Raw genomic sequence first — 22,140 nt, forward strand, 5'->3', positions numbered from 1 at the left:
GCATCTTCTCGACCGCTATACATTAAATCACCTCGTCAAAACCGAACACCGAAGAGGCCACCCGTCTCTTCCTCGTCGAAAAGTCGCGTGGGGTTTACATGCTTCCACACGTCGAAGTCATCCTGAAAGCCGTCTTGCGGCAAAGCATCAGAGTTCATCGTAACGATGTACTGGAACCCGACACGTTCGGCATGTTCGGCTCCGAGCTGAAGTGCTTTCGCGACCTGTCGCTCATCAACACCATCAAAGAGGTGGCTATCATGGATCAGAAAACCCGGACCCAGCCCTCTTTTCGTCGCCAGTTCTGACAGCATCAGATCGAAGCAGAAAATCTGCATGTTGTTGATGCCTTTGCTGCGCTGTGCATCAATCGTCACGTCGAACGTGGGTCCGTTGTCGGTGGCACCGATTTCGAGGTTACCCGCCTGCTCATAAAGAGCGTTTGAGAGGTCTTCGAATACGAGGATCGCTTCCTCAACGATCCCGCTTCTCTCGTGCAAGTCGGATTGCAGCGCTTGCTGTAGGCGGGCGCGCTCGATGTCGAGTTGAACCTGAGTGCTTTCGATCCGCTCAGCGATTTCCAGCTGCTGGCGCAAAGCCTCTACATCAGCCTCAGACCGGCCCAGTTCTTCCTGCAATTTGGTGTAGTGATCCAGCGCACCGCCTGACTTGAGGATGCCCATAATCTCCTGTCGGCGGCGATCCAACTCTGCCCGTTCTTCATTTCGCTCTTCAATCCGCTTCTCCGCAGATGATATTTCGCCCATCAGGTGCGCCTTCCGGTTTCTGACGATAGCTTCGTGAAACGCAGACACCTCCTCGAAACGCTTACCCACAGTCCCCGGCAAGACGACCCCGGCCTCTTTATAAACCTTTTCGACATTCGAGATGGCCGGTGGTTCTTCACTCTCAAGCGCTTTTGTCAGTTGCAGGATCAGGTCCCGATCAATGAGATTATCATTGTTCATCGTCGAGATCGCTCGGGTGATCTCCGATGCCTCTTTTTCGAGGGCGGTATACTCCGGGACCACGTTAAAGGTTGCGATCAGCTGGCGTAGCCGGTCAGCCTTTCCCTGAGCAACCGTCAGACGAGTTCGAAACTGTGCGGAGCTTCCATAAAAGTCCCCAAGGCTGCCTTGTTTTGCCGCCTTGCGCAGCTCTTTCATGGCCTTCTCTTGATCGCGGGTTTCCTGAAATTGTTGCGAAATACTCGCGTCCAGGCCAAGAAGGTAAGAGATCGCAACCTGCTGGTCCCAGTTCTGTTGTTGCCCTGACTGTTGTGTCGGCTGAACAAATGCGCCACTCCCCTGTCGCCTCACAAAGTAAGAAAACAGGGAACGGAATGTCGGGCCGAACCGAGCCTTTGCGTCCTCATTCGTTGGCAGAGTGAAGAAGAGAGACCCCAAGACAAGTTTCCAGTTGGCTTGGGAAAGAACAAGATCACCGGTCTTCTCATCAAGGTCGGGCTTGATCGGCCAATGGTCAGTCTCGCCCTGTATCCGAATCCTGGAGGGTTTGGAGCCTGAGCGTGCAACAGTCATCACATGCCCGCCGATGTCCGCTTGGATTTCGAACGTATGGGGGGTCAGGGTGTCAGAGCGGAAAATGCTTTTCTTGTCCGCGTTGCTGCCAAATATGAAGTGAACCAGCTCGACAAAGCTCGACTTGCCAGCACCGTTGCGGGTCTGACGATCGGTTGCTTCGGCCCCCTTTTCGGCAAGGACGATATTGAGCCCCTGCCCGAACGTAAGGGACTTGAAGCTATCTAAGTCGCTGGTGATAGAATGGATCATGTCGCCGCTTTCCGTAGAAGGCCGTTCTCGAACGTGACGGCGTTCACCATGAAAAGCAGATTGAGGGCCAGAACGAACCAATCATAGTTTATGGGCGCAGTGCCGACAGACTCGCCGCGTTGCTCGCGCACTTCGTCCCATACCTTCGAAACCGTCATCGGACGATTGAGGCAGGCGAGGACTTCTGCTCCAACCGTAAGCAGAGCGCGTTCAGGCCGGATATGTTTGGTCGGAAGAATCATATTGCTGCACCCTCCTCAATATGATCCTCGAAAATGTCGCAGCGCTCGAAGAAATACGACATAACAGCGAGAACAGCGGCCTGATGTTCGGGGCTACCCGACATGCCCCCCGCAAACTGTTGGAGCTCTGCGAAAACGGCATCGGGACTCGCGCCTTCGTCCCGGAGAGCTTGATAACGGTCTCTGAAACCTTGTGCGATCTCCTCGCCAAAGTTTGGAACTGGATACTGTTCGAAGAAGCGTTCGACCAGACGCTCTTGGCGACGCCCTACACGAAGCAGGCCGGCGGCGGCTTCAGAAAGGTCGTTTGCTTGCAATTTCGTGGCTGAGGGCGCCGTGAGCGGAGGATTATCGTCAGGCTCCATGCGCGGGATCGCGAGGATCACGGGTTGAAGCTCCATGAACTCCAACTGCGAAAGCGTCGTCTGCGTCGGAGCCGCACCGAAAAGGTCCGTAAGCTGCGTTGGCGTTAGCGACATCACGACATCGAACAACTCGGCATAACCCATCGACCCAAGTTTCACGGTGGGGTTTGCAGCTTCCAAATCGACAAGTTGCTGCACGACATCGGCCGGAAGGCCGTCCATATCATTATGGACAAAGATCCATCTCGCCATCCGCGCACCCCAATGGCCGAGTGCGCCGTTGAAATCAGCATCGACCTTTGCCTGCATGGCATCGAGCTTAGTGCTGCGGGGTCCGTAGCACTGGAAGATGGTTTTGTCGCTTGCCCGGTAGCCATCGCTCTTCCGGTCGCCCTTGTTTCCGTATGCACGTACAGGCTGAAAATCGCCGGGAAAGGCATGTCCCATGATCGCGGCGAACATGTCTTCGAATGCCTGCCCTTCGTTCTTCAGGAAGGCATTCTCAAATTTGATCTGGAAAATGAAGCGCTGAAGCTCGTCCATCACGCAGTCGCCGCCAAGGCGCGCTGGATCGTGCTTCTGTTGACCCCCAGTATTTCCGCCATGCCTGAGACTGTTTCACGTTTCGTCTGGATGGCCCGTTTGGCGTGTGCGATTTGTGTTGGCGTAAGGGCTGGCGGCCGACCCAGACGCTTGCCGCGCTTCTTTGCGGCTTTTAGCCCCGCTGTGGTCCGCTCTCTGATGAGGTCACGCTCGAATTCGGCAAGCGCGCCCATGATGTGGAACACCAACCTTCCGCCTGCGGTTGTCGTGTCGATCCCGTCCGTCAAACTGCGGAACTCGATGCCACGGTCTCCAAAAAGCTTCAGAAGATGAATCAGGTCCGCAATAGACCGCCCTACCCTGTCCAGCTTCCAGACAACCAAAGTATCGCCTTCGCCCAACAGATCCATCGCCTCGGAAAAACCTGTCCGGGTCTCTGCCACCGTCGCTCCGCTCTGCGCCTTGTCAGTGACGATGCGACCGCACCCGGCTTCAGTCAGCGCCTCGATCTGTAGATCAAGGTTCTGTTCGTCTGTAGACACGCGTGCATAGCCGATTTTCATGACAGCTTTGTGCATCAGGTTTTTGCGGCAGTCCACCTCAAAAGAAATCAATGACTTGGCGGAAGGCAAAAAAGTGCCGCAAAAAGGGTCCTTTTCGCGGCGCTTTTGGAACCAGACCTAGTGTCCACGGCTTGGCCAGCTAAACCCAAAATGACGGACGTAATACTCATCATGCATGTACTTCAGGTCGTCTTCCCAATCCGAAATCGCATCCTCATATCCGCGTGACTGCATCTTTTTGAAATTTTTTGCTAAACCGGCAAGGTGGTAGGCGATTTTTCGCAGTCTCAAGGCGGACTTTGGTTCGCCCCACATTCGAAGCGTTGAAATTCCATCGATTGGCGGAAGCTGTCCCGAGAAACAGCGATCAAGAATCAACTGTCGTGTTGACGCGGGCAAGCCATTTGTTTTCCCGACGGTATATCCGAGCACTTTTAGAAAGCTTTCTTCAGCCCTCTCAAAGTCGCCACCACCATGACCACTTCCAACATCTGTAGAGGGCCATTTAAAGGCTTCCACCTCGGGCAGATTTCGGATCCTGCGCCGCCACTCCTTTTCGACAGAGATAACAATCAAAAGGTGTTCATCTTTCTTTTGACCCGTCGAATTGGCTGCACGTGATGTATTTGCCTTCCACAAATTCAGGAGTTGCTCATTATTGGACTTGGACAGGGAAGAGCGAATTCTTTTTCCGCTCGCAACGAGTGATGACATCTCTCGCTTCTGACGAGCATTTGCTTGACGCTTCGCGCCTTCTTCTCTGCGCGCTTCGTTTGATTGCCGCTTTTCCAGCTTCGCTTGGGTTTTTTGCTTTTTGGTTTCCCTCTTTTGATCGAGATGCCGCTGCTTTCTAGCAGCTGTTTCGATTGTCTTTACCCATGAATGAAAGTGTCGCTGGTAAATTACTTCTATTTCCGCTTGGTGGCGGATGACGGTTTGCCCCTTGAAGGTCAGGCCGACCTTGGAATTTGGCCCTTCGTGCGGAGACCCGACCCACATTTCCTCTCGCATGACAGTGAAGAGACGCACAAAAACCTGGTAAAAAACCGGGTCTACGCCAACACCATGAAGTTCCTGATACGCCTTTCCGACAGCAATCCATTCCTTCGGTTGGTCTGCCAAGCTGTTCAAAACGAAAAGCGACAGCTCTCTAAGCGTATCTTGATTAAGTCTAAAACTTGATCTGCTCACGTGAAACCGCTCTTAAGTAAGCCCGGGGGCAGGTGGGTATTCTATGTTCAGCTGTGCATCCATGGAGGCCGACGGTTTTTGCGCTCAAGCTGGCGGATGATTGGCCTGACCGCGAACAGCGGACATTAGTTCAGAAAAATCGGACACGACATCATACTTCACGCGGTCATTTGGAACGCTGTTTGCAATCTCCTCAAAGAACTTTCTGGCACACTTGATTTTCTCCCGCTCCAACTCGCGGAACTTCAGAGACGGCTGTGAACCCTTTGTTTCGGCAACAAAATAGATGTGTTGCACCGATTGCTCTTTGAAAGCTATCGCCCAGTCGGGGTTGTAATCGCCGACAGGTGTAGGGATGAGAAACCCTTGCGGTAGCTTGGAATAGACGACAATTTCATCGCTTGTGTCCAGGTCTTCGACAAATCTTCGTTCGACCCCAGAGTCAACTATGGCATAGTCGTAAATGTGGTTGCGCAATTTTCCAACGGCCTGCGTCAAATCAGTGCCACTCTGGGTCGCGGGGAAAATATCGGTGTCGTATCTGTCGGCAGTTGCATCATAGGTCAGATGCTCGATGACAGTCGTGGCTTTCTGCTCTTTGATTATGCGTGAGGCTTCGGAGATGAACTGTTCCGGATTGGCCTGAAATGTCGAGAACTTTGCGGCGCTCATTCCAGTCAAGATTTTCCCAATTGTCCCGCGTGTGAGATCCGCGCCTTCGGCGAGTTTGCCGATAACGTCATATGAAACGAGGGAATGGGCGGAACTACTTTCCTCACTGCGTATACCTGATTGTTTAAACGCAGCTCCGGTTCGAATCTGAGCCTCAGTCAGCTCATCCGAAAGTTTGCCTTCGGTGACGACGTATTGCAGAGGTGAGACAACGAGATCCCGGTCCAAAGCATCGATGCAGCGTCTGACCAGGTCATTGGAGTCAAATTCGACCTGATAAACTGCCTTCCGGTTGATGCGCTGCCAAAGTTCCTGAAACTCCTTCTTTTCGAAGTTCTTGTTTCGCAGGTTAGGTTTGCCCTTGCGGCCATCGCCCATCATGTTCTCAAGCTGGCTTCCGTTGAAGACGGTATCGATGAGCTGCAGGATCTGTTCCTGTTGGCCTGATAGCTCCTCGGGCAACTCGGCTAGCGTTCCTGCCTCACGCGCGTCATGATAGGCTTGAGTGATGCCATCATTATCATCGATGTAGTCGTTCTTGACGAGATACCGCTCGATGCGTTTGGCCATGTCCCTGGACACAGTGGTTTCACTCCCGTTGACCGTGATCGACTTGCCCTCAAAGTATTCCGCGTTGGCCTGGCGTGGCCGCTCCGACAGATTTTCGGCGATTTCTTTCTGAAGACCGCCAACAAAGTCTTTATAGCTTTCACTGGCCACCACGGTCAGGACGTTGATGTCATGTACGGTCGCTGCATGATCCATGCGGTCCCCGTTCTTATTGACAGAAATGCGCAGCCCCCGGCCAACTTCCTGACGGCGAGAGATGGTGTTGTCGCTGTGCTTGAGCATGCACATCACAAAGACATTCGGGTTGTCCCAGCCCTCGCGCAACGCGGAGTGGGAGAAGATGAACCGCGTCGGCTCCTCGAAAGAAAGCAGCCGCTCCTTGTCCTTTAGGATCAGATCGTAGGCCGAAACGTCATTCGTTTGTCCCGCTAGTTCTCCTCGAGCTACAACTTGCGGGTCGACTTGCCGCCCTTTCTTGTCGATCGAGAAATAGCCGTTGTGGGTTGCTCCGACGTCGATGCTGTCCAGATGCTTTCGGTAGGCCTCATCTTCCAAGGGCAACTCGCCGAGATATTCGGCTTTCAGCGCTTCGTATTCCACTTCGAAGACACGGGCATATTCGCCTTTTTCATCGTCAGCGTCATAGTCCCGATACTTTGCAACCTCGTCGATGAAGAACAGGGACAGCACTTTGATACCCTTGGCGAACAGCTGCTTTTCACGCTCCAGATGGGCCGCGATGGTCTCGCGGATCTGAATGCGGCGGATGTCACGTTCGGTGATGTCGCCGCTGGCTTCACCGGCCCTCAGAACCTCCCCGTTTGTGAAATGGACCTCATCCACACGAGCGTCGATGTCGGAGACGACAAAGTCCCGATATTGATCGAGCCCCTTGGACAGATCAAACAGGTTACGACCCTTCTCGACCTTCCGCAGCACCCGCTTGATGCCCGAGTTGGTCCTCACCTCCATCTCGACCCGCGCAACGGGGTCGCTTTTGGAGATCTGAATGCCCTCAAGGTACAGATACGCATTCGTGCCCGTCAGACCCTTGGCCTGAATGCCGCGCACTTCGATCTTCTTGACCAGCTTCTGGCTGAACGCATCGACCGCATCCAGACGATGCACCTTGTTGTGGATCGTCTTATGGGTCGCGGAATAGCGCAGGATGAACAGCGGGTTGAACTTGGGCAGGGCGTTCTGGGTTGCCGTGCCTTCCATCTTTTGCGGCTCGTCGAGGATCAGGATGGGGCGGTTCTTGGCGATCACGTCGATTGGCTTGCGGGACTGGAAATCATCCAGCTCTTCATAGATCCGCCGGTTGTCAGCGCCGCTCGCATTGAACGCCTGCACGTTGATTACCATCACGTTGATGCCCGCGTCCGAGGAAAAGCTTTCCAGCTCATGCAACCGCTTGGAATTGTAGATGAAGAACCGCGCCTTCTTGCCGTAGCTTTCAACGAAATGCTCTGCCGTCATCTCCAGCGACTTGGCCACGCCTTCGCGGATCGCGATCGACGGGACCATGATGATGAACTTGGACCAGCCATAGCGCTTGTTCATCTCGAAGATGGATTTGATGTAGCAATAGGTTTTGCCCGTGCCGGTCTCCATCTCGATGTCGAGGTTGATGGCCGCGCCGGGTTTATAGCTTCCCTTCTTGGGCTTGCCCTTGTCATCAACGAAGGTGCTGAGGCTCTCGGACAAAGGCAGGTTCTGGCGTTGCTGCACCTTGCGGATGTTTTCAAGAACAGAGACGGCTGGGTGGATGCCAGCGTTACTGAACCCGTCTTCGTCCGCCCGCATCTGCGCGCGGCGGCCCGGGTCGATACGGTAGATTTGGCCGGATGTGTTGGGCTGGCCCTCGAAACAATCGACCACGGCCTCGACCGCCGCTGTTTGGTAGTCTTGCGACTTGAACTTGATCTTCATGGGGTCAAATCGCCTTCACTTCGGTCTCGGGCGACATGGCTTTGAAAATCTGGCGCACGTTGATCTTGGTCTGGTCGTCGGCAAAACCTGTGTCCTTGAACACGATCCGCATGGGGGCGTGGCCTGCCAGCTCTTTGACCAAATCTTCGGAGATGCCATCGTCGAAACAGGCCATCAGGGCAGTGTCGTCGACGAAGAAGACGGTTTTGCCCTGCACGGTCTCGCGGCGGATGGGCAGGGTCAGGTCAACGCCCCAGTCGAGCAGGACTTGGAACAACAGATCCTCGGCCGTGCGGTCGGGTTTGACGTTGTCCACGCGGGACAGCAGGTCCGCCTGAGAGGTCTGATCCGGCGTGTAGAACACATCGGCCATGTTGGAGCTGTCGATCTTAAGCACGCGGAAGCCGACATCCTTGTTCCAATCGGGGTGACACTCCCCTTCGAGGATTTTCTGACCTGCCCGGCGGATGCGCTCTTTCGTCAACTCGGCAATTGAATGAAACCCCTGCGCATGAGCTTCGGAACCGTCCGCGATTTCCTCAGGGATTTGAACGGTAACAAATGGCCTGTTGCCGCCATCTTCGGAGTTCAGCTTTGCGACAGCATGAGCCGTTGTGCCGGAGCCAGCAAAGAAGTCGACAACTATATCATCAGGGTTGGGCGCTCCTTGCTCCAAGAGTGCCTGAATTAAGCTAACAGGTTTTGGAAAATCAAAGAACTTGTTGCCAAATAGATCCCGGACTTCTCGGGACCCATTGAGAGTGAAACCGACCTCAGTTGAGAGGACAGACGAAAACCCAGTGAACTCATTGTTGAGCTCCGATTTGAATTTCTTCTCTCTTGGACGGCCGTCGTCCTTCTTTGGAAAAACAATTCGTTCTTCCTCAATTTTCTGCTTCATAGTCTCTTTAGAGTATCGCCAACCACTGTCAGGAGGGCACATAAAATCTCTGCCGGTCTCAGGATCTGTGATGGCGTAGTGCAAATTTGGACGTTGCTGAGCATTTGCAAGGCCGAGGATACTGTTGCTCATCCAAGGCCCACGCTCGTCTTCGTCGGGGTTGGTGTATTTTGCTGCGTCGATCGCTTTTCCTCGCAGGGAAAACTCTGAAATGCTGCGGGCATAAACAACGATGTACTCATGGTCGCTAGAGGAGTTCGTTTTGTTTCGACTGTCGATAATCTGGCGGGACTTCCAAATTAGAGACGTGACGAAGTTATCAGCGCCAAACACCTCGTCACAAACTTTGCGAAGGTTTACCATCTCAACATCGTTGATGCTGATGAAGACTGCCCCGTCTCCACTCAGGAGATCACGAGCCCGAACTAGTCGAGAAAAAATGAACGATATCCAATCTGAGTGGAAACGTCCGTTTGCGATTGTATTCGCAACCATTCGATTGCCTTCGTCATCCCTTTGATTCGACCGCTCCAGAAATTCTGCCGAACTCTCCGCGAAATCATCGTCGTAAACAAAGTCATGCCCCGTGTTATACGGTGGGTCGATGTAGATCATCTTGACCTTGCCCAGATAGGTCTCTTGCAGCAGCTTCAGCGCCTCAAGGTTGTCGCCTTCGATGAACAGGTTCTGGGTGGTGTCGAAATCCACGCTTTCCTCCCGCGCGGGGCGCAGGGTTTTGGCGATGGGGGCGTTGGCGGTGATCAGCGCCTCGCGCTTGCCTGGCCAGTTCAGGTGATAGCGTTCCTGCGGCCCCTTGACGATGCTGTCCGATAGTTCCTGACGCAGCTGGTCAAAATCCACCGCCAATCGCAGCTTGCCATTCTCATCCGCCGCCTCGGTCACGCAGCCGGGGAAGAGCGCACGGATCTTGGCGATATTGTCCTGCGTCAGGTCAGGGCTATGCATCTTCAGCTTGTCAATCTCGTCACTCATGGTCTTCCCTCTGCCTATTCCGGCTTTTTCAGATGCTCTAAGTCCGCCTGCGCCTCACGCAGCTGACCGTGCAGTGTCATTCTGATGTTGAATTGCGTCTCGCGTTTCAACTTGGATTTTAGCTGGCTGATCTCACGCTCTTTGGTCTTGAGGGCGTGCGTTCGGTCCATCCGCGCGCTCAAGGATTCCGCCGTTTGTGGCACAATCGGCATGAGCGCCGTCAGGATCTGTTCATAAAGCACGCTCAGGTTTAGCGCCACTGGCAATGCGCTGCGCGGCGTGTCCGCTGACAACCAGTCTGATCGAAGGTGGTCGGAAAGCACCCACTTATCCGCTTCCGCCGCTGACGGGCGTTTGTGGGCCGCCGCGATTTGGATTTGGCCGTCCTGTTCCAGCTCGAACAGGATCGGGAAGGGGATGGCGCGGTCGATGGCCTTCAGCACGTCGTCGTGCACCGCGCCCGATTTGAGCGTGACGCGGAACACCTGAATTTCTGGCACAGATTTGGTGGCAGGCAGATTGATCGTCTCGGGGGCCAGTTTGGCCCGCCATGTGATTTGGTCGACTTGCGCGACGAATTTGTCCTTGAGCGCGGTGCTGGCCCGCACGCGGTCATATATCCGCGTCTTGGGCACAACGCGTTTCAGAAGCGTGGCTTTGGGATAGTCGAAGAGCGCCGTCATGCGGGATCTCGCACGACGATGAAGGCCAGAAGCTCAAAATCATCTAGCCCTGCGATGGTGTGGGTCAGAGCCGTGGTGTGCCCGCCCGAAAACAGGCTATCGAGGTCGCGTTCTTCCTTCACCTCGATCATTGATTTGATCGCGTCTCTGAGTAGTTCGGAATACTTGCCCATCTCGCGCCCGTCGCGGGTTTCAGTGTTAAAGGCGTCACAAAGGGTCTTGAGCGGTTTATCCAGCCCCTTGCAGCTTGCGCGGATCAGGTCGAGCAGGCGTTTTACCTCGGTATGGTCGGCAATGACGTTTGCGTCGTTGTCGAGATAGACCAGATAGTAGGGGTGCAGCCGGTTCTGTTGGTTGACGTTCACATCGGGGTGGATGTTGCGCAGGGCAAAGATCACACCGGGCTGCAGCCCCTTGGCGGGGTTGGATGGGACGATGGCGTGCAGGCCTTTGGGCTGGCCGGATAGGTCGCCATGTTCCTTGGTGTAGTTGAGCAGGTCCATGCGGAAGTCGTTCAGGCCAAGATCCGTGATTGAGACACCCGTCTTGACATCTTCCAGCTCGATCACCTCGTCCTGAAGGCGTTGTAGCTGGTCCTTGCGATAGGCGGTATCGCTGCTTTTGGCCGTCAATACGTTGTCTTCGCCGGTGCCTGCGAGGTCAACAATGTGCATCCGATTTTCGACACGTTCCTTGAGGTTGATGTACTCGTCGAGCGAGATGTCCGGCCAGTAGTTCACCAGCTGAATGGCTGAGTTGGGTGAACCAATCCGGTCGACCCGGCCAAACCTCTGGACGATGCGAACTGGGTTCCAGTGGATGTCGTAATTGATCAGGTAGTCGCAATCCTGCAGGTTTTGTCCTTCGGAGATGCAATCGGTGCCAATCAGAATGTCCAGCTGTTCTGGCACTTCCGGCATTATCAGCGCCTTCTCTTTCGCCTTGGGGGCGAAGAGCGTCAGAACAGACTGGAAGTCGTAGTGAGGCTTCAAGGTCGTTTTAGGGTTGCCCGAGCCCGTGACGATACCCGTTTCAGAATCCATCGCAGCCTTCAGGGCTGGCGCGACATGTCGATAAAGGTATTCCGCCGTATCTGCGTAGGCTGTGAAGATCAGAACCTTGCGATTGCCAGGGTTCAAAGGGACGGCCATCTTCTGCTTGATGACGTCAATCAGGTGCTGAAGTTTGGCGTCCTCTTCGACGCCAACCTTTTCCATCTCGGTCAATAAGCCTTGGATGATCTCGCGGTCGCCGCCCAAGTCGGCCTTCCATGTAGGAATGTCCATATCAGCAAGGTCGATCTGGATCTTCTTGCCGATGGTGAATTCGCCAAGTCCCGACAGATCATCATCGTCCGTTTCCAAGTTGTCCATATCATTGAAAACGTCTTCAATCCTGCCGTTGCCACCACTCGCCTCGAAGCGATCGATGGCATGCAGCATAGTGGCGATGTTTCGGTCGAGCGCACCCAGTGTAAGTCGGAATGCCTCGACTGAGCTTTCAAGGCGTTTCAGGAGGTTCGTCGTCATCAGCGCTTGTAGGCTTCGCTCTCGGTCGGCCTGGCGCAACGTTCCTTTGGAGCCCTCCGTCTTGGTGTCGTAGAGCTCTTCGTATTTTGTGAGGCGGCTAGGTTGGATGTAGTTCACCGGTGCGTAGACGGCCATTTTGAGCAGTGACAAATCGCTATAAATCTCGTCAAACCCCACAACGTCTTCGCGGAACGTGATCGGCAGGTGATGGGAAATCGGCTTCTTACGTTCTGGAAACGGGCCAATGTCGGCAGTATCGTAGAACTGTTCGATGTGCTTCCGAGAACGCGCAATCGTCACTGAGTCCAGCAGCTCAAAGAAATCTAGATCCAGCGCTCTGAGAATGGATTGTGCTGTGCGTTCCGCTGGAGGAAGCTCAGCCCAAGTGTTGAAGGCCGTCTGGGCCTTACGGAAAATCTCTTCAACACTGGATTTGGTTTTGAGGTTGCGGCTCAACGTGTCCGAGTGGCCTTCATATGCCAGTGCAAGCTGGTTGCGAAGGTCAGTGAACCTGTTGTTCACCGGGGTCGCGGAAAGCATCAGGACTTTCGTCTTCACACCGGCCCTGATGACCTTATTCATCAGCTTTTGATATCGTGTTTCCCGGTCTTTGTAGACGTCGTTATTCCGAAAATTATGTGATTCATCAATTACAATGAGATCATAGTTGCCCCAATTCACCCTATCCAGCGGTATGCCCAAGGACTCACCCGACGTTCTCGACAGGTCAGTGTGACAAAGCACGTCGTAGTTGAAGCGATCAGCCGCGAACAGGTTCGTTTTTAGATTCGTGTTGTAGTTGCGCCAATTGTCGGCGAGCTTTTTGGGGCAAAGAACCAGAACAGATTTGTTCCGCAGTTCATAATACTTGACTACCGCGAGCGCGGTGAAAGTTTTTCCCAAGCCGACACTGTCTGCGAGGATGCAGCCATTGTACGTCTCCAGCTTATTGATGACCCCCGTAGCTGCGTCTCTTTGGTAGTTGAACAACTTGTTCCAAACGAGGCTATCCAGATATCCCGTTTGGTCATTGGGCAGCACATCGTCATCAACCTCTTCCAGGAATTCCTTGAAGAGGTTGTACAGGATCAGGAAGTAAATTCTCTGCGGTGAATTCTCTTGGTACACGGCCTCAATGTGTTGAAGCACCTGTTCTGTCACATCTTGGACGTTAGCAGGATTGGCCCAAACCTGATCAAACAGGGAAAGATATGTCTTTGCAGACAGGTCGTCTTCGAAAGCATGGGTGAAGTTCGACACAGCGTTGCCTGGCTGGTAGCCCAAGTCGACCGCTGAAAACCCGCTGATTGGCGAAAAAACTCGGTTACCTTTTCGTGCTTCGATATGCGCAAACTGCTGCATAGGCGCATCTGTTGCGTTAGATTTGAAGGTGGCTTTTTTCCGGATCCAATCTGCGCATTGTCGTGCAATGGCTTTTTGGGTCAACTTATTGCGAAGATGAATCTCGAACTCTGTGCCGTAGAGCGCGGTTTCTCTGAGCTGTTTCGGGATAAAAAACTCGCGTTTCTCTTTCTTCGAACGCCCAAGAGCCTCGTTCGGAATGAACGTTGGATCAGTCAGGATGAACTCGAGTTCTTTGACGCTTTCCAATTCATCTCGCAGCGCTTCATAAGCAAAGATTGAGAAGCAACTGGCCGCAACCCGGATTTTTGCACCGGCTTCAGCCCCTGCTTTCAGTTCATCTCCCAAGAGGACAGAAATATTGTCAATAATTTTCAAGTGCAAACCTTAAAACGCTGATCTGACATCAAAGCTAGCTTCCTATGTGAGTGATGCACAGCCCCGAATGTCTCAGAAACTCAAAACAACGATTGCCAACCGTCTTCCAAGCAAGTTTGTCTAGTTGAATGTCAGCTTCTTCGAGACTGCCTGAGGGGCTCTTTCGAGGCATTCGCCGCATCGTGATCCAACGTCCGATATCTGCCTTCCGTTAACTGGAAATCGTCGCATTTCAGAGTCCCAGGATTAGTAATCGCTAAACCTTTGACCTGATTGGAAGCCGAAACTCACCATTAAAGCACTCCGACATTGAAGAGATTTTTGCGGCATTTCTTGATGACATACGACTGTCACAAGACGCCCGGTCATTTACTAACGTACCGCAATGCAGGTGCAAATCAAGTCAACTGGTAGGTATCGCTTCAATTCGCCACTTGCTGAATGAAGCGCCCATATTCCTGACTGACCTCCTGCGCTTCCGTGAATGCCCTCGCCCGTTCACCCTCCATGCATCGAAAGTAGTCTTGAATATTTGTGATGTAGTGCTCGAAATCTTGTCGGATAAGGTCTTCATATTCACGCGCGGAGGCCGGATCGCTCGGTACAAATGGTCTGGACGGTGCCAAACACGTCTCGGCTTGGGCCGAATGGGCCATAAAAACAAACCACATTATAACAGTGTATGTCTTTTTCTTCGACTTAGACATGATGCTTGTGCCCCTAAGATACTTGGAAAAATTCATCCTGCTGCTTAAAGGTAGTTTATAGAGAGACTTTCATCGAGTGACAATATTATAACTTGATGAGGATCTTATAAGATTGTATTGCGGTGGTACCTGAGAAGGGTGCCACTGCTGCTGACCATGGAGGTGACGCAGATCGTGGCGACAAACATAAACAAAGAAGCCCCTAATGTGGTCACAGAAACACATTTCAAGACCCTTGTTGACAGCGGTTATCAAGCAGAGGTTGTGTGCAAAACCAAAGCTACAAAGAAAGCTGCGGTTTGGTACGGCATCTGGATTATCCGCGTCGTCAACAAGGAACGCACTTACGAAAAGCTGCTCGTCCCAGCCCGCAAAAAGCTCGGCGACGACGACGAAATTGCAGTCCGTACCTTCAAGACAGCCAACGGCCTTATCTCGTTCCTCGAAAGCATGGGCTTCACACAAGTCAACATTCCGATGCTTGAAGGTGGTCGCACGCTGCACGCCCTGCCAGAAACGCCTATCGAGAGTAGCGACAGCTAGTCTTGCTGCTTTAACACTCGCCAGCACCCCTGCTCTTGCGCAGGGCATGGTGCTTGTAATGAACGGCGACGGCTCACTGAGTGAGTCTACTGCGCAAGACAATTTTGCACGAAATTACAATGATGGTGTGGGCCAAGGTTCAGCTGCCGAAGGGCTGCAACTTTTCGGTCAAGACATCGCTGTTGATAGTGAGACAGCAGATGGCGACTTCCGCGTTGCCTCTGTTGCACCAACGACCGCTGTGCCAGGCCCTGAAATTCTTCAAGCAATCGACGCAACAGCTATGCGCTACGCAAGCCACCCTGCCCTGCGTCGTGCAGGGCTTTCGGTGACTGAATGGCGTTTATTGTTCCGAGCAAACATTGAAATCGAGAGTGCCTACAACGTCGGCGCTCGGAGTCAGGTCGGCGCAATAGGCCTTGGGCAACTCATGCCTGAGACAGCGCGTGACCTGAACGTCGATCCCCACAATTGGCAACAGAATCTCGACGGGTCGGCCCGGTATCTTCTCATGATGCTGGTCCAATTCGGGGATGCGCGATTGGCATTGGCTGCATACAACGCTGGCCCCGATGCCGTGACGCGCAACAACGGTATCCCGCCTTATCGGGAAACCCAAAATCACGTCAGCAGGGTGCTGGCTGTGTTTAACCGGCTAGAAGGAGAAAACTCATGAGGCCAAATACGACCAACGTGGTGACACTGATCGGTGTATTCCTGATGCTGGCACAACCGGCATTAGCGCAATCCATCGACCTCTCACCTGTCCAAAGTGTTCTGCAAGGCATCGTAGATGCGATTACCGGCCCGCTCGGTATCGTGATCGGCACACTGGCTCTGATCGGTGTGTTCCTGTCGTGGCTCTTTGGCATCCTCGATTTCCGTCAAGCCCTTTGGGTGATCATCGGGATCGCAGGCATCGCAGCCGCACCAACAATCGTCGCTGCAATCTGGACCACATAAGGAACACTAGAAATGGCTGCACAAGTGCCACTTTTCAAAGGACTGCTCAGACAGCCGAAACTACTCGGCTTGCCCGTTATGTATGCGATGGTGTGGTTGTTCGGCGGCGTTCTGGTGTTTCTGTGGACACAACATTGGGTGGTCGCGGTTCTTGCCGTGGCCGCCTACCCCGCTCTGCGCAAAGCCGCAGATTGGGACCCGAATTTCTTGGACGTGGTTGTGACGACCTTGCAGGAAACGCCACCCACGACCAACCGCAAAATCCACGATGGAGATAGCTATGCGCCTTGAAGATGGCTTTGACGCTGCATCGCTGTTGCCCCATTGGGTTGCGAAGGAAAAACACCTCGCACAGATGCTTCCCTATGTCAGTCTGGTAGACGATCAAACGGTTCGCACACGCGGCAATGAACTGTTTCAGTGCATCCGTCTCGATGGCATCAACAGCTACACCAAAGACGACGACGAACTGGACAAGGTGCGTGATCTGTTTGCGCAAATCGTTTCCGATAGCGGCCACCAGTTTGCCTACTATGTTCACAAGGTTTCCAAGCCCATTGATCCCACAATGAAGCCTATCGAGGGTGATAGCTTTGCGGCGGCGGTCGATGAACAGTGGCGTGACTTTCTGGAAAATGCCGGCATGAGGGATAAGACCCTCACGCTGACAATCATGCACCGGCCCACGACTGCGAAAAAGGTGCCGTTCTCGCCAAAGAAATCCATTGAGGTTTTGCGCGAAGAAACTGCGAAACGTATGCGCGCGCTGCGCGAGGCTGTTGGCTTTATCAGCACCACATTCGTAGACATGCAACCGCGTCTGCTGAACGCGGAAAGCGGCGAACTGTTGGGCTTCCTTGGCAGTCTCAACACCGGCGAAGAAACCCCGCTCTACCCCGGCACAAAATACGGTGTGGTTGCGGATGCTGTCGCCAATACTCGGGTCACATTCAAGGGCGATAGCTTTGAACTGACTGGCGGTTCGGTCGGTAAGAAAATCGGCACAACATTAGCGATCAAGGATTATTCCGAGAGAACGCCTTGCACGATGTTCGACGAACTCAATCTGCCTATCGACATGGTGATCACGCATTCTTTCACGCCAGTAAACAGCAATACGATGGATGATCGTATCAAGCGTCAGATGCGCTTGATGCAAACCACCGATGATGGCGCCGTGACGCAATATGAACAACTCGCCGCCGCGCGTGATGAACTTCTCAGTGGCCGTCTCAGCTTTGGCGATCACCATATGTCGGTGACGCTCTTTGCCAATTCTGTTCCTGAACTGGATGACTTCACGGCGGAGATACGCAGTAGTGCGCTAACGCAGGGTATGAAAATCATCAAAGAAGGCTTCGCGTTGCGGACCCACTACTTTGCCCAGCACCCCGGCAACTCGGTCAAGCGCAGCCGCAAGGCAATCGTGACGAGTAAGAATTTCGCGTCCTTTGCCGCGTTTCACCGCACCCCGTTGGGGAAAACCGGCGATAACGTGCCTTGGGGCGTCCCGATCACAATGCTCCCCACGCCCGAACGCTCCGGCTTTTGGTTCAACTATCACGAAAAGGGCTCACCTGACGCGGAACCTACGGGCGGTCACACGCTGATCTTTGGGCGGCAGGGTGCCGGTAAGTCGGTCTTGTCGGCTTTCCTTGCCACGCTTGCGCGGCGGGCCGGTGCACGGGTCTTCGTCTTTGACTACCGCCTCGGTATGGAAATGGCCGTCCGCGCAAACGGCGGCACATATTCTTCGATCAAAGCGGGCGAACCAACAGGTTTGAACCCGCTCTGGACCGAGACAGATGTTGAAGGTCAGGCGTGGATGAACGAATGGCTTATGTCGCTGTTTAGCCGCGATGATAAGTCATACACGCCCCTGCAGCGCACCAAAATCCAAGAGGTGATCCGCCAGAACGCCGAAGCCGCCGATCCGTCCTTGCGGAATTGGGATGATCTGGCGTCTCTGTTCGCGGCAACCGATGATGATGGCGACTTGCAACAGCGGGCGCGTGAATGGGCTGCTGACGGACGGTACGGTTGGATTTTCGGCCAGAACCTTGAAGACAGCTTTTCGCTGGATGGCGATTTTGTTGGCTTCGACCTAACAGGCATTTTGGACGATTCCAGTGAACGCGAACGCATGGCTGTGCTTTCGTATCTGTTCCGCCGTGTGGAACGGACCATGAAAGACCTCAAGCCAACCCTGATCATCGTGGATGAAACATGGAAGTCGCTCGACAACCATTACTTTCGCGAAAAACTGGAAAGCTGGCTCTTTTCCGTGCGGAAACAGAATGCGGTCGTTGTGATGATGACCCAATTCCCAAGCCAACTCAAAAAGACCGGCGTTGCAGAGACCATTTTGCAAGCGGTGCCGACGCAAATCTTGCTTCCCAATTCTAAAGCGAAGGCGGCTGACTATGACCTCCTGAGCCTCGAAGACAAGGAACTTGATGTGATGCTCACAACTCCAAGCGCGTCGCGCTTGGGGCTTGTGAGAGACGATCAAGGGTCAGTTGTTGTCAATGCTGATCTGAGCGCCCTTGGGCCGCTGCTAACAATCCTCGGCGGGATGAAAAAAGGAGAACAGTTGGTGGGTGCCGATTACCGCCAACGTCCAGACTTTTGGAGAGTCAAATGACAAGAACTGTATTATTGCTTCTCGGCCTCGCATCGCTGTCAGCGTGTGGTGAGTATCAAGGCTTAACGGCAAATTGCTTCGACAACACTTCTGATGTGGTCACACGTTCGGCCAATTCAATGAGCTTTTTGCCGCAATCCGGTGGGCGCTTGTCTACTTCGACTGCACCCGTTGACGATTGCAACTTCACCCCTCTGGGTGGACCGGGGGGCCAGTGATGCGCCCTACCCTATCAACAACGGCTCTTTGCCTAATCTGGGCAACATCATCGTTCGCTCAAGGTGTGCCAACGGTTGATGGGGGCCTGATCATTCGCAACGAAGCCGCCAACCTGCGGCGTGAGGCTGATCTTGCGACACAGGCCGAACGTCTTTCGACCGCCGAGGCCATCGCGGAAATTGAAGCCGAACAGCTTGAAGTGCTGCAGAACATCCTCGACGCACAATCCAGTTTTGGTGGGCAGAATATTCCTGCAATGGTTCAAGGTCTCGAAGACGGCGCATTACCAGAACAATCTGCTGACGCCCTTTACTCACCGACCGACACCAACCCTGCTGGGAATCAAATGTTTGGGGACGCAAACCTGAACATCGAACAGCTTATCATCCGTGTGGCACAGGAAACGCACGGATTGAACGGCGTCAATCAGGCAGGTCTTTCGGTCGTACAATGGCGTTGTCTTTTGCAAGCTCTGATCTGGCAGGAAAGCCGCTTTACCATCGGCGCGCGGTCGCCAGTGGGCGCGTTCGGCCTAACCCAGATTATGCCACCTACGGCGGGTGATCTGGGTATCTACCCCGCTTACTATGACAGCCCGTATTTGCAGGTTGAAGGCGGCGCACGGTATCTCGCGCAGATGCTTCGTATGTTTGATGGCAACATCATCCACGCGCTTGCTGCCTATAACGCTGGACCGGGCAACGTCCAAAACTACGGTGGTGTTCCGCCTTTCCAAGAAACCCAGCATTATGTGCAGGTGATCCCCCAGAAATATAACGAATATCTGACCCGCGTTGGTGGGATTGATGCTTTGGGAACCATCGACCCTGCGTTGTTGGCGAACTCCAACCTGTCCATTTCGGGCAGTGGTGCGAGTTTCTACGCTAATAGCTCGATGCAGAACGTAGAAGCTGCGGCCCTTCGCATTCGCAACATCGTGCAGCGGATCGGCCAGACCGAGGACATTCAAGAGTCGATGGCTCTGAATACCTATGCGCGGGCCGAACTGGTCAGGTTGGTGTCCGTGCTGACCCGTCTCAAAGCTGCCCGCACACGTCCTCTGAGTGATGCTGAAATGGCTATGGCTGCGGCTCAACTCAGAGAGCAACAATTTATGGACTTCACATTGGAGGAACTCGACTAATGGAAAAATTCACCCAACCCCGTGCGTTTCTGCGTCAAACAATCATTGCAAGCATGATCGGCACAGCCGCATTCGTTGCCGCGCCCAGCCTTATGGGGGGCGGCGCGGCCTATGCGCAGGGCGTCCCAACGGTTGATACACAGAACATCGCACAAGAAATTCAACAGCTTCGCCAGATGATTGAAGACGAAGTTCTGCAAAACGAACAGTTGCGGCAAGCTGTGGCACAGTTGGAGACGTTGCGCGAGCAATACGCCCAACTACAGGATACCTATGCCGCGCTGACAGGCCTGATGGATCTTCCTGAAATCATCACGACGCAGTTCGAAGACGAACTGAACGGCCTGCTCGATCAAGAATTTGGTGACATTATGGGCACCATCGACGCGATCCAGAACGGCGACTGGTCCCAGCTTGCCGGAAGTGGATCCGGTGAAATTCAGACGCAAATGACGCGCGTGTTGGCCGATGCCGGTTTCGATGAAGACACATTGTCAGAAATGGCAAACAGCGGCGTTGCCGGTGCTGAACGTGCGGCCCAACAGGCGACGACTGGCGCGGTCATGTCCGCGGCGGCGCAGAATAGCTATGAGGACGCCGGACAATCGCTTGAGCGCGTGGATCGGCTCGTCGGCATGATTGGTGACATGGAAGAACTCAAGGACAGCGTAGACCTCAACACACGGGTCACGGCTGAACTTGCAATCGCTCTGGTTGCCCAATGGCAGTTGGAAGCCGTGCAAACCGTCGGCGCTGGTTCGACTGGCGTACTGGATGCCGCGACCTTGGCCGAAGAACAGCAATTCATGGACTTCACGCTGCCAACTTTGAGCGCAGATTAAGGAAAAAAGACATTGGCTACTGAACAGGAACACATCGAAGAAGAACTGATTTACGGCGCTCGGCGTCGTGAACAGTTGTGGCAAAAGCTCGGTCTGGGCGGCATGGCGTTTGGAATTATTGGGTGCTTGTCAGCGGCGGCGGTTGCTGTTCTCGATGTAGACCCTGAGCCAGTTGTCGTCCCCTTCAACCCAGAAACCGGCATGGCTTTGCCCAATGCTCAGGTGCAGACTCAGCGCATAACGGAAAATCAGGCGATTATCGAAAGTGTCGCCTTCCGTTATGTGACTGACCGCGAAACATACAACCAGCTCGACAATGACGTGCGGGTTCGGAGCATCCTTGAAAGGTCAGACGGCGCGGCGCTCGCTTCTATGCGGGCGCTTTGGGACAGCGCCAACCCGAACTATCCGCCCGAACTTTACGGAGACAATGCGCGTCTCGAAGTTGAGGTTTTGAGCATCAACCGCATTGGCGTCAACCGTGCGCAGGTCCGGCTTCGCAAACGCCTGACTTCAAATCAAGGCGTCCAAGCCGGTTTGTTCACCGCCACAATGCTCTTCGAATTTAGACCCGAAGAACGTCGATCCATTGATGACGTTTGGAGCAACCCATTCGGGTTCACGGTCACAGAATATTCTATCCGCTCAGACAGATTGGAGAACTAGGATGAATGTATTGAAGCCAACCATTCTGTCGCTGGCGCTGGCTCTTGTAGCCGGTCCGGCACTTGCGGAATACACACCACGATCCGGCCCGAACGATAGCCGGGTTCGGCTGGCCACCTATCAGGAAGGCCAAGTTTACCGTCTCAGTGTAAGCCTGACGCACGTTACCACGGTAGAATTTGGCGAAGGTGAGACAATCCGGTCGATCATCGCTGGTGATACGGAAGGTTTCCAGCTTGACGGTGTTCCTGGTGGACGGGCGTTCGCAGTGAAACCCAATGCGCGTGGTGTCCATACGAACATCACGGTCTACACCAACCGTCGCAGCTATTACTTCAACGTCACAGAAGCATCGTCACCGACATACTATGTCGTTCAATTCCGTTACCCTGAAGATAACGTGCAACGTGTCAACGCGGTCGCGCAGCAAGCCCCGAACTACAACTACGCTGCAAGCAGTCAGACAGCTTTCACCCCAACATCGGTATGGGACGATGGCACGTTTACCTACTTCCGTTTCGCACGAAACGCACCAATCCCCGCGATTTTCCGGTCTACCAACGGACGTGAACGGACGGTCAATTCTCAGCAAATCGAAGATGGCGTCCTGCGCGTGTCAGGTGTCAGCGGTCAATGGGTTCTTCGCCTCGGCGATGAAGTTGTCTGCATCCAAGTCACCAATGGAGGGACATAAT

Annotated in this window: 20 protein-coding genes; 10 read left to right on the plus strand and 10 right to left on the minus strand. The window is 53.9% G+C overall.

Features of this window, described 5'->3' with window-relative positions; all coding sequences use genetic code 11:
• Positions 1 to 35 precede the first annotated feature (35 nt).
• From N9C89_RS15405 to N9C89_RS15450, 10 genes are all read right to left on the minus strand, one after another.
• On the minus strand, positions 36 to 1,793 hold the full coding sequence (locus N9C89_RS15405) for an ABC-three component system protein (protein ID WP_102877869.1): 1,758 nt from the start codon (positions 1,791 to 1,793) through the stop codon (positions 36 to 38).
• Positions 1,790 to 2,035: an ABC-three component system middle component 6 gene (locus N9C89_RS15410; protein ID WP_102877870.1), complete on the minus strand. Its 246-nt coding sequence runs from the start codon at positions 2,033 to 2,035 to the stop codon at positions 1,790 to 1,792. Before N9C89_RS15410 ends, N9C89_RS15405 begins: the two co-directional genes overlap by 4 nt.
• On the minus strand, positions 2,032 to 2,943 hold the full coding sequence (locus N9C89_RS15415; protein WP_102877871.1) for an ABC-three component system protein: 912 nt from the start codon (positions 2,941 to 2,943) through the stop codon (positions 2,032 to 2,034). The genes N9C89_RS15410 and N9C89_RS15415 overlap by 4 nt, the downstream gene beginning before the upstream one ends.
• A complete protein-coding gene (locus N9C89_RS15420; protein WP_102877913.1) occupies positions 2,943 to 3,506 on the minus strand; it encodes a recombinase family protein in 564 nt (187 codons plus the stop codon). The genes N9C89_RS15415 and N9C89_RS15420 overlap by 1 nt, the downstream gene beginning before the upstream one ends.
• A 117-nt stretch (positions 3,507 to 3,623) precedes the next feature.
• Positions 3,624 to 4,697 carry a hypothetical protein gene (locus tag N9C89_RS15425; protein ID WP_263954923.1) on the minus strand — a complete coding sequence of 358 codons (1,074 nt, stop codon included), beginning with the start codon at positions 4,695 to 4,697 and terminating at the stop codon, positions 3,624 to 3,626.
• Positions 4,698 to 4,781: 84 nt separating this feature from the next.
• Complete coding sequence (locus N9C89_RS15430) at positions 4,782 to 7,745, minus strand: type III restriction-modification system endonuclease (RefSeq protein ID WP_394358521.1); 2,964 nt, start codon at positions 7,743 to 7,745, stop codon at positions 4,782 to 4,784.
• A gap of 130 nt (positions 7,746 to 7,875) precedes the next feature.
• Positions 7,876 to 9,765, minus strand: a complete 1,890-nt coding sequence (locus N9C89_RS15435) for a site-specific DNA-methyltransferase (protein WP_263954925.1) — start codon at positions 9,763 to 9,765, stop codon at positions 7,876 to 7,878.
• A gap of 14 nt (positions 9,766 to 9,779) precedes the next feature.
• Complete coding sequence (locus N9C89_RS15440; RefSeq protein WP_263954926.1) at positions 9,780 to 10,448, minus strand: DUF4391 domain-containing protein; 669 nt, start codon at positions 10,446 to 10,448, stop codon at positions 9,780 to 9,782.
• Complete coding sequence (locus N9C89_RS15445) at positions 10,445 to 13,717, minus strand: helicase-related protein (RefSeq protein WP_263954928.1); 3,273 nt, start codon at positions 13,715 to 13,717, stop codon at positions 10,445 to 10,447. The genes N9C89_RS15440 and N9C89_RS15445 overlap by 4 nt, the downstream gene beginning before the upstream one ends.
• A 422-nt stretch (positions 13,718 to 14,139) precedes the next feature.
• Positions 14,140 to 14,424: a hypothetical protein gene (locus N9C89_RS15450; protein ID WP_394358522.1), complete on the minus strand. Its 285-nt coding sequence runs from the start codon at positions 14,422 to 14,424 to the stop codon at positions 14,140 to 14,142.
• A gap of 174 nt (positions 14,425 to 14,598) precedes the next feature.
• Between N9C89_RS15450 and N9C89_RS15455 the strand changes: the two genes are divergently transcribed.
• The 10 genes from N9C89_RS15455 to N9C89_RS15500 are packed head-to-tail and all read left to right on the plus strand — an operon-like array spanning position 14,599 to position 22,139.
• Entirely contained in the window at positions 14,599 to 14,967 is a 369-nt protein-coding gene (locus tag N9C89_RS15455; RefSeq protein WP_263954930.1) for a hypothetical protein, read from the plus strand.
• Between the two features lie 46 nt (positions 14,968 to 15,013).
• Positions 15,014 to 15,643 carry a lytic transglycosylase domain-containing protein gene (locus tag N9C89_RS15460; RefSeq protein WP_263954931.1) on the plus strand — a complete coding sequence of 210 codons (630 nt, stop codon included), beginning with the start codon at positions 15,014 to 15,016 and terminating at the stop codon, positions 15,641 to 15,643.
• Positions 15,640 to 15,930 (plus strand): TrbC/VirB2 family protein, encoded by a 291-nt coding sequence (locus N9C89_RS15465; protein WP_092841485.1) that lies wholly within the window; start codon positions 15,640 to 15,642, stop codon positions 15,928 to 15,930. Before N9C89_RS15460 ends, N9C89_RS15465 begins: the two co-directional genes overlap by 4 nt.
• 12 nt (positions 15,931 to 15,942) lie before the next feature.
• The gene (locus N9C89_RS15470; protein ID WP_092841487.1) at positions 15,943 to 16,221 is read left to right on the plus strand and encodes a type IV secretion system protein VirB3; all 279 of its coding nucleotides are present in this window, start codon (positions 15,943 to 15,945) and stop codon (positions 16,219 to 16,221) included.
• Positions 16,211 to 18,574, plus strand: a complete 2,364-nt coding sequence (locus N9C89_RS15475) for a type IV secretion system protein B4 (protein ID WP_092841488.1) — start codon at positions 16,211 to 16,213, stop codon at positions 18,572 to 18,574. Before N9C89_RS15470 ends, N9C89_RS15475 begins: the two co-directional genes overlap by 11 nt.
• Entirely contained in the window at positions 18,571 to 18,792 is a 222-nt protein-coding gene (locus N9C89_RS15480; RefSeq protein ID WP_123619138.1) for a hypothetical protein, read from the plus strand. The genes N9C89_RS15475 and N9C89_RS15480 overlap by 4 nt, the downstream gene beginning before the upstream one ends.
• On the plus strand, positions 18,792 to 19,937 hold the full coding sequence (locus N9C89_RS15485; protein ID WP_263954935.1) for a lytic transglycosylase domain-containing protein: 1,146 nt from the start codon (positions 18,792 to 18,794) through the stop codon (positions 19,935 to 19,937). Before N9C89_RS15480 ends, N9C89_RS15485 begins: the two co-directional genes overlap by 1 nt.
• A 53-nt stretch (positions 19,938 to 19,990) precedes the next feature.
• The gene (locus N9C89_RS15490) at positions 19,991 to 20,779 is read left to right on the plus strand and encodes a type IV secretion system protein (protein ID WP_263954958.1); all 789 of its coding nucleotides are present in this window, start codon (positions 19,991 to 19,993) and stop codon (positions 20,777 to 20,779) included.
• 12 nt (positions 20,780 to 20,791) lie between these two features.
• Positions 20,792 to 21,445 (plus strand): virB8 family protein, encoded by a 654-nt coding sequence (locus N9C89_RS15495; protein WP_263954936.1) that lies wholly within the window; start codon positions 20,792 to 20,794, stop codon positions 21,443 to 21,445.
• A gap of 1 nt (position 21,446) precedes the next feature.
• Complete coding sequence (locus N9C89_RS15500; protein WP_092841492.1) at positions 21,447 to 22,139, plus strand: TrbG/VirB9 family P-type conjugative transfer protein; 693 nt, start codon at positions 21,447 to 21,449, stop codon at positions 22,137 to 22,139.
• Position 22,140: the final 1 nt, after the last annotated feature.

The sequence above is a fragment of the Halocynthiibacter sp. SDUM655004 genome (assembly GCF_026015885.1).
Lineage (GTDB): Bacteria > Pseudomonadota > Alphaproteobacteria > Rhodobacterales > Rhodobacteraceae > Falsihalocynthiibacter > Falsihalocynthiibacter halioticoli.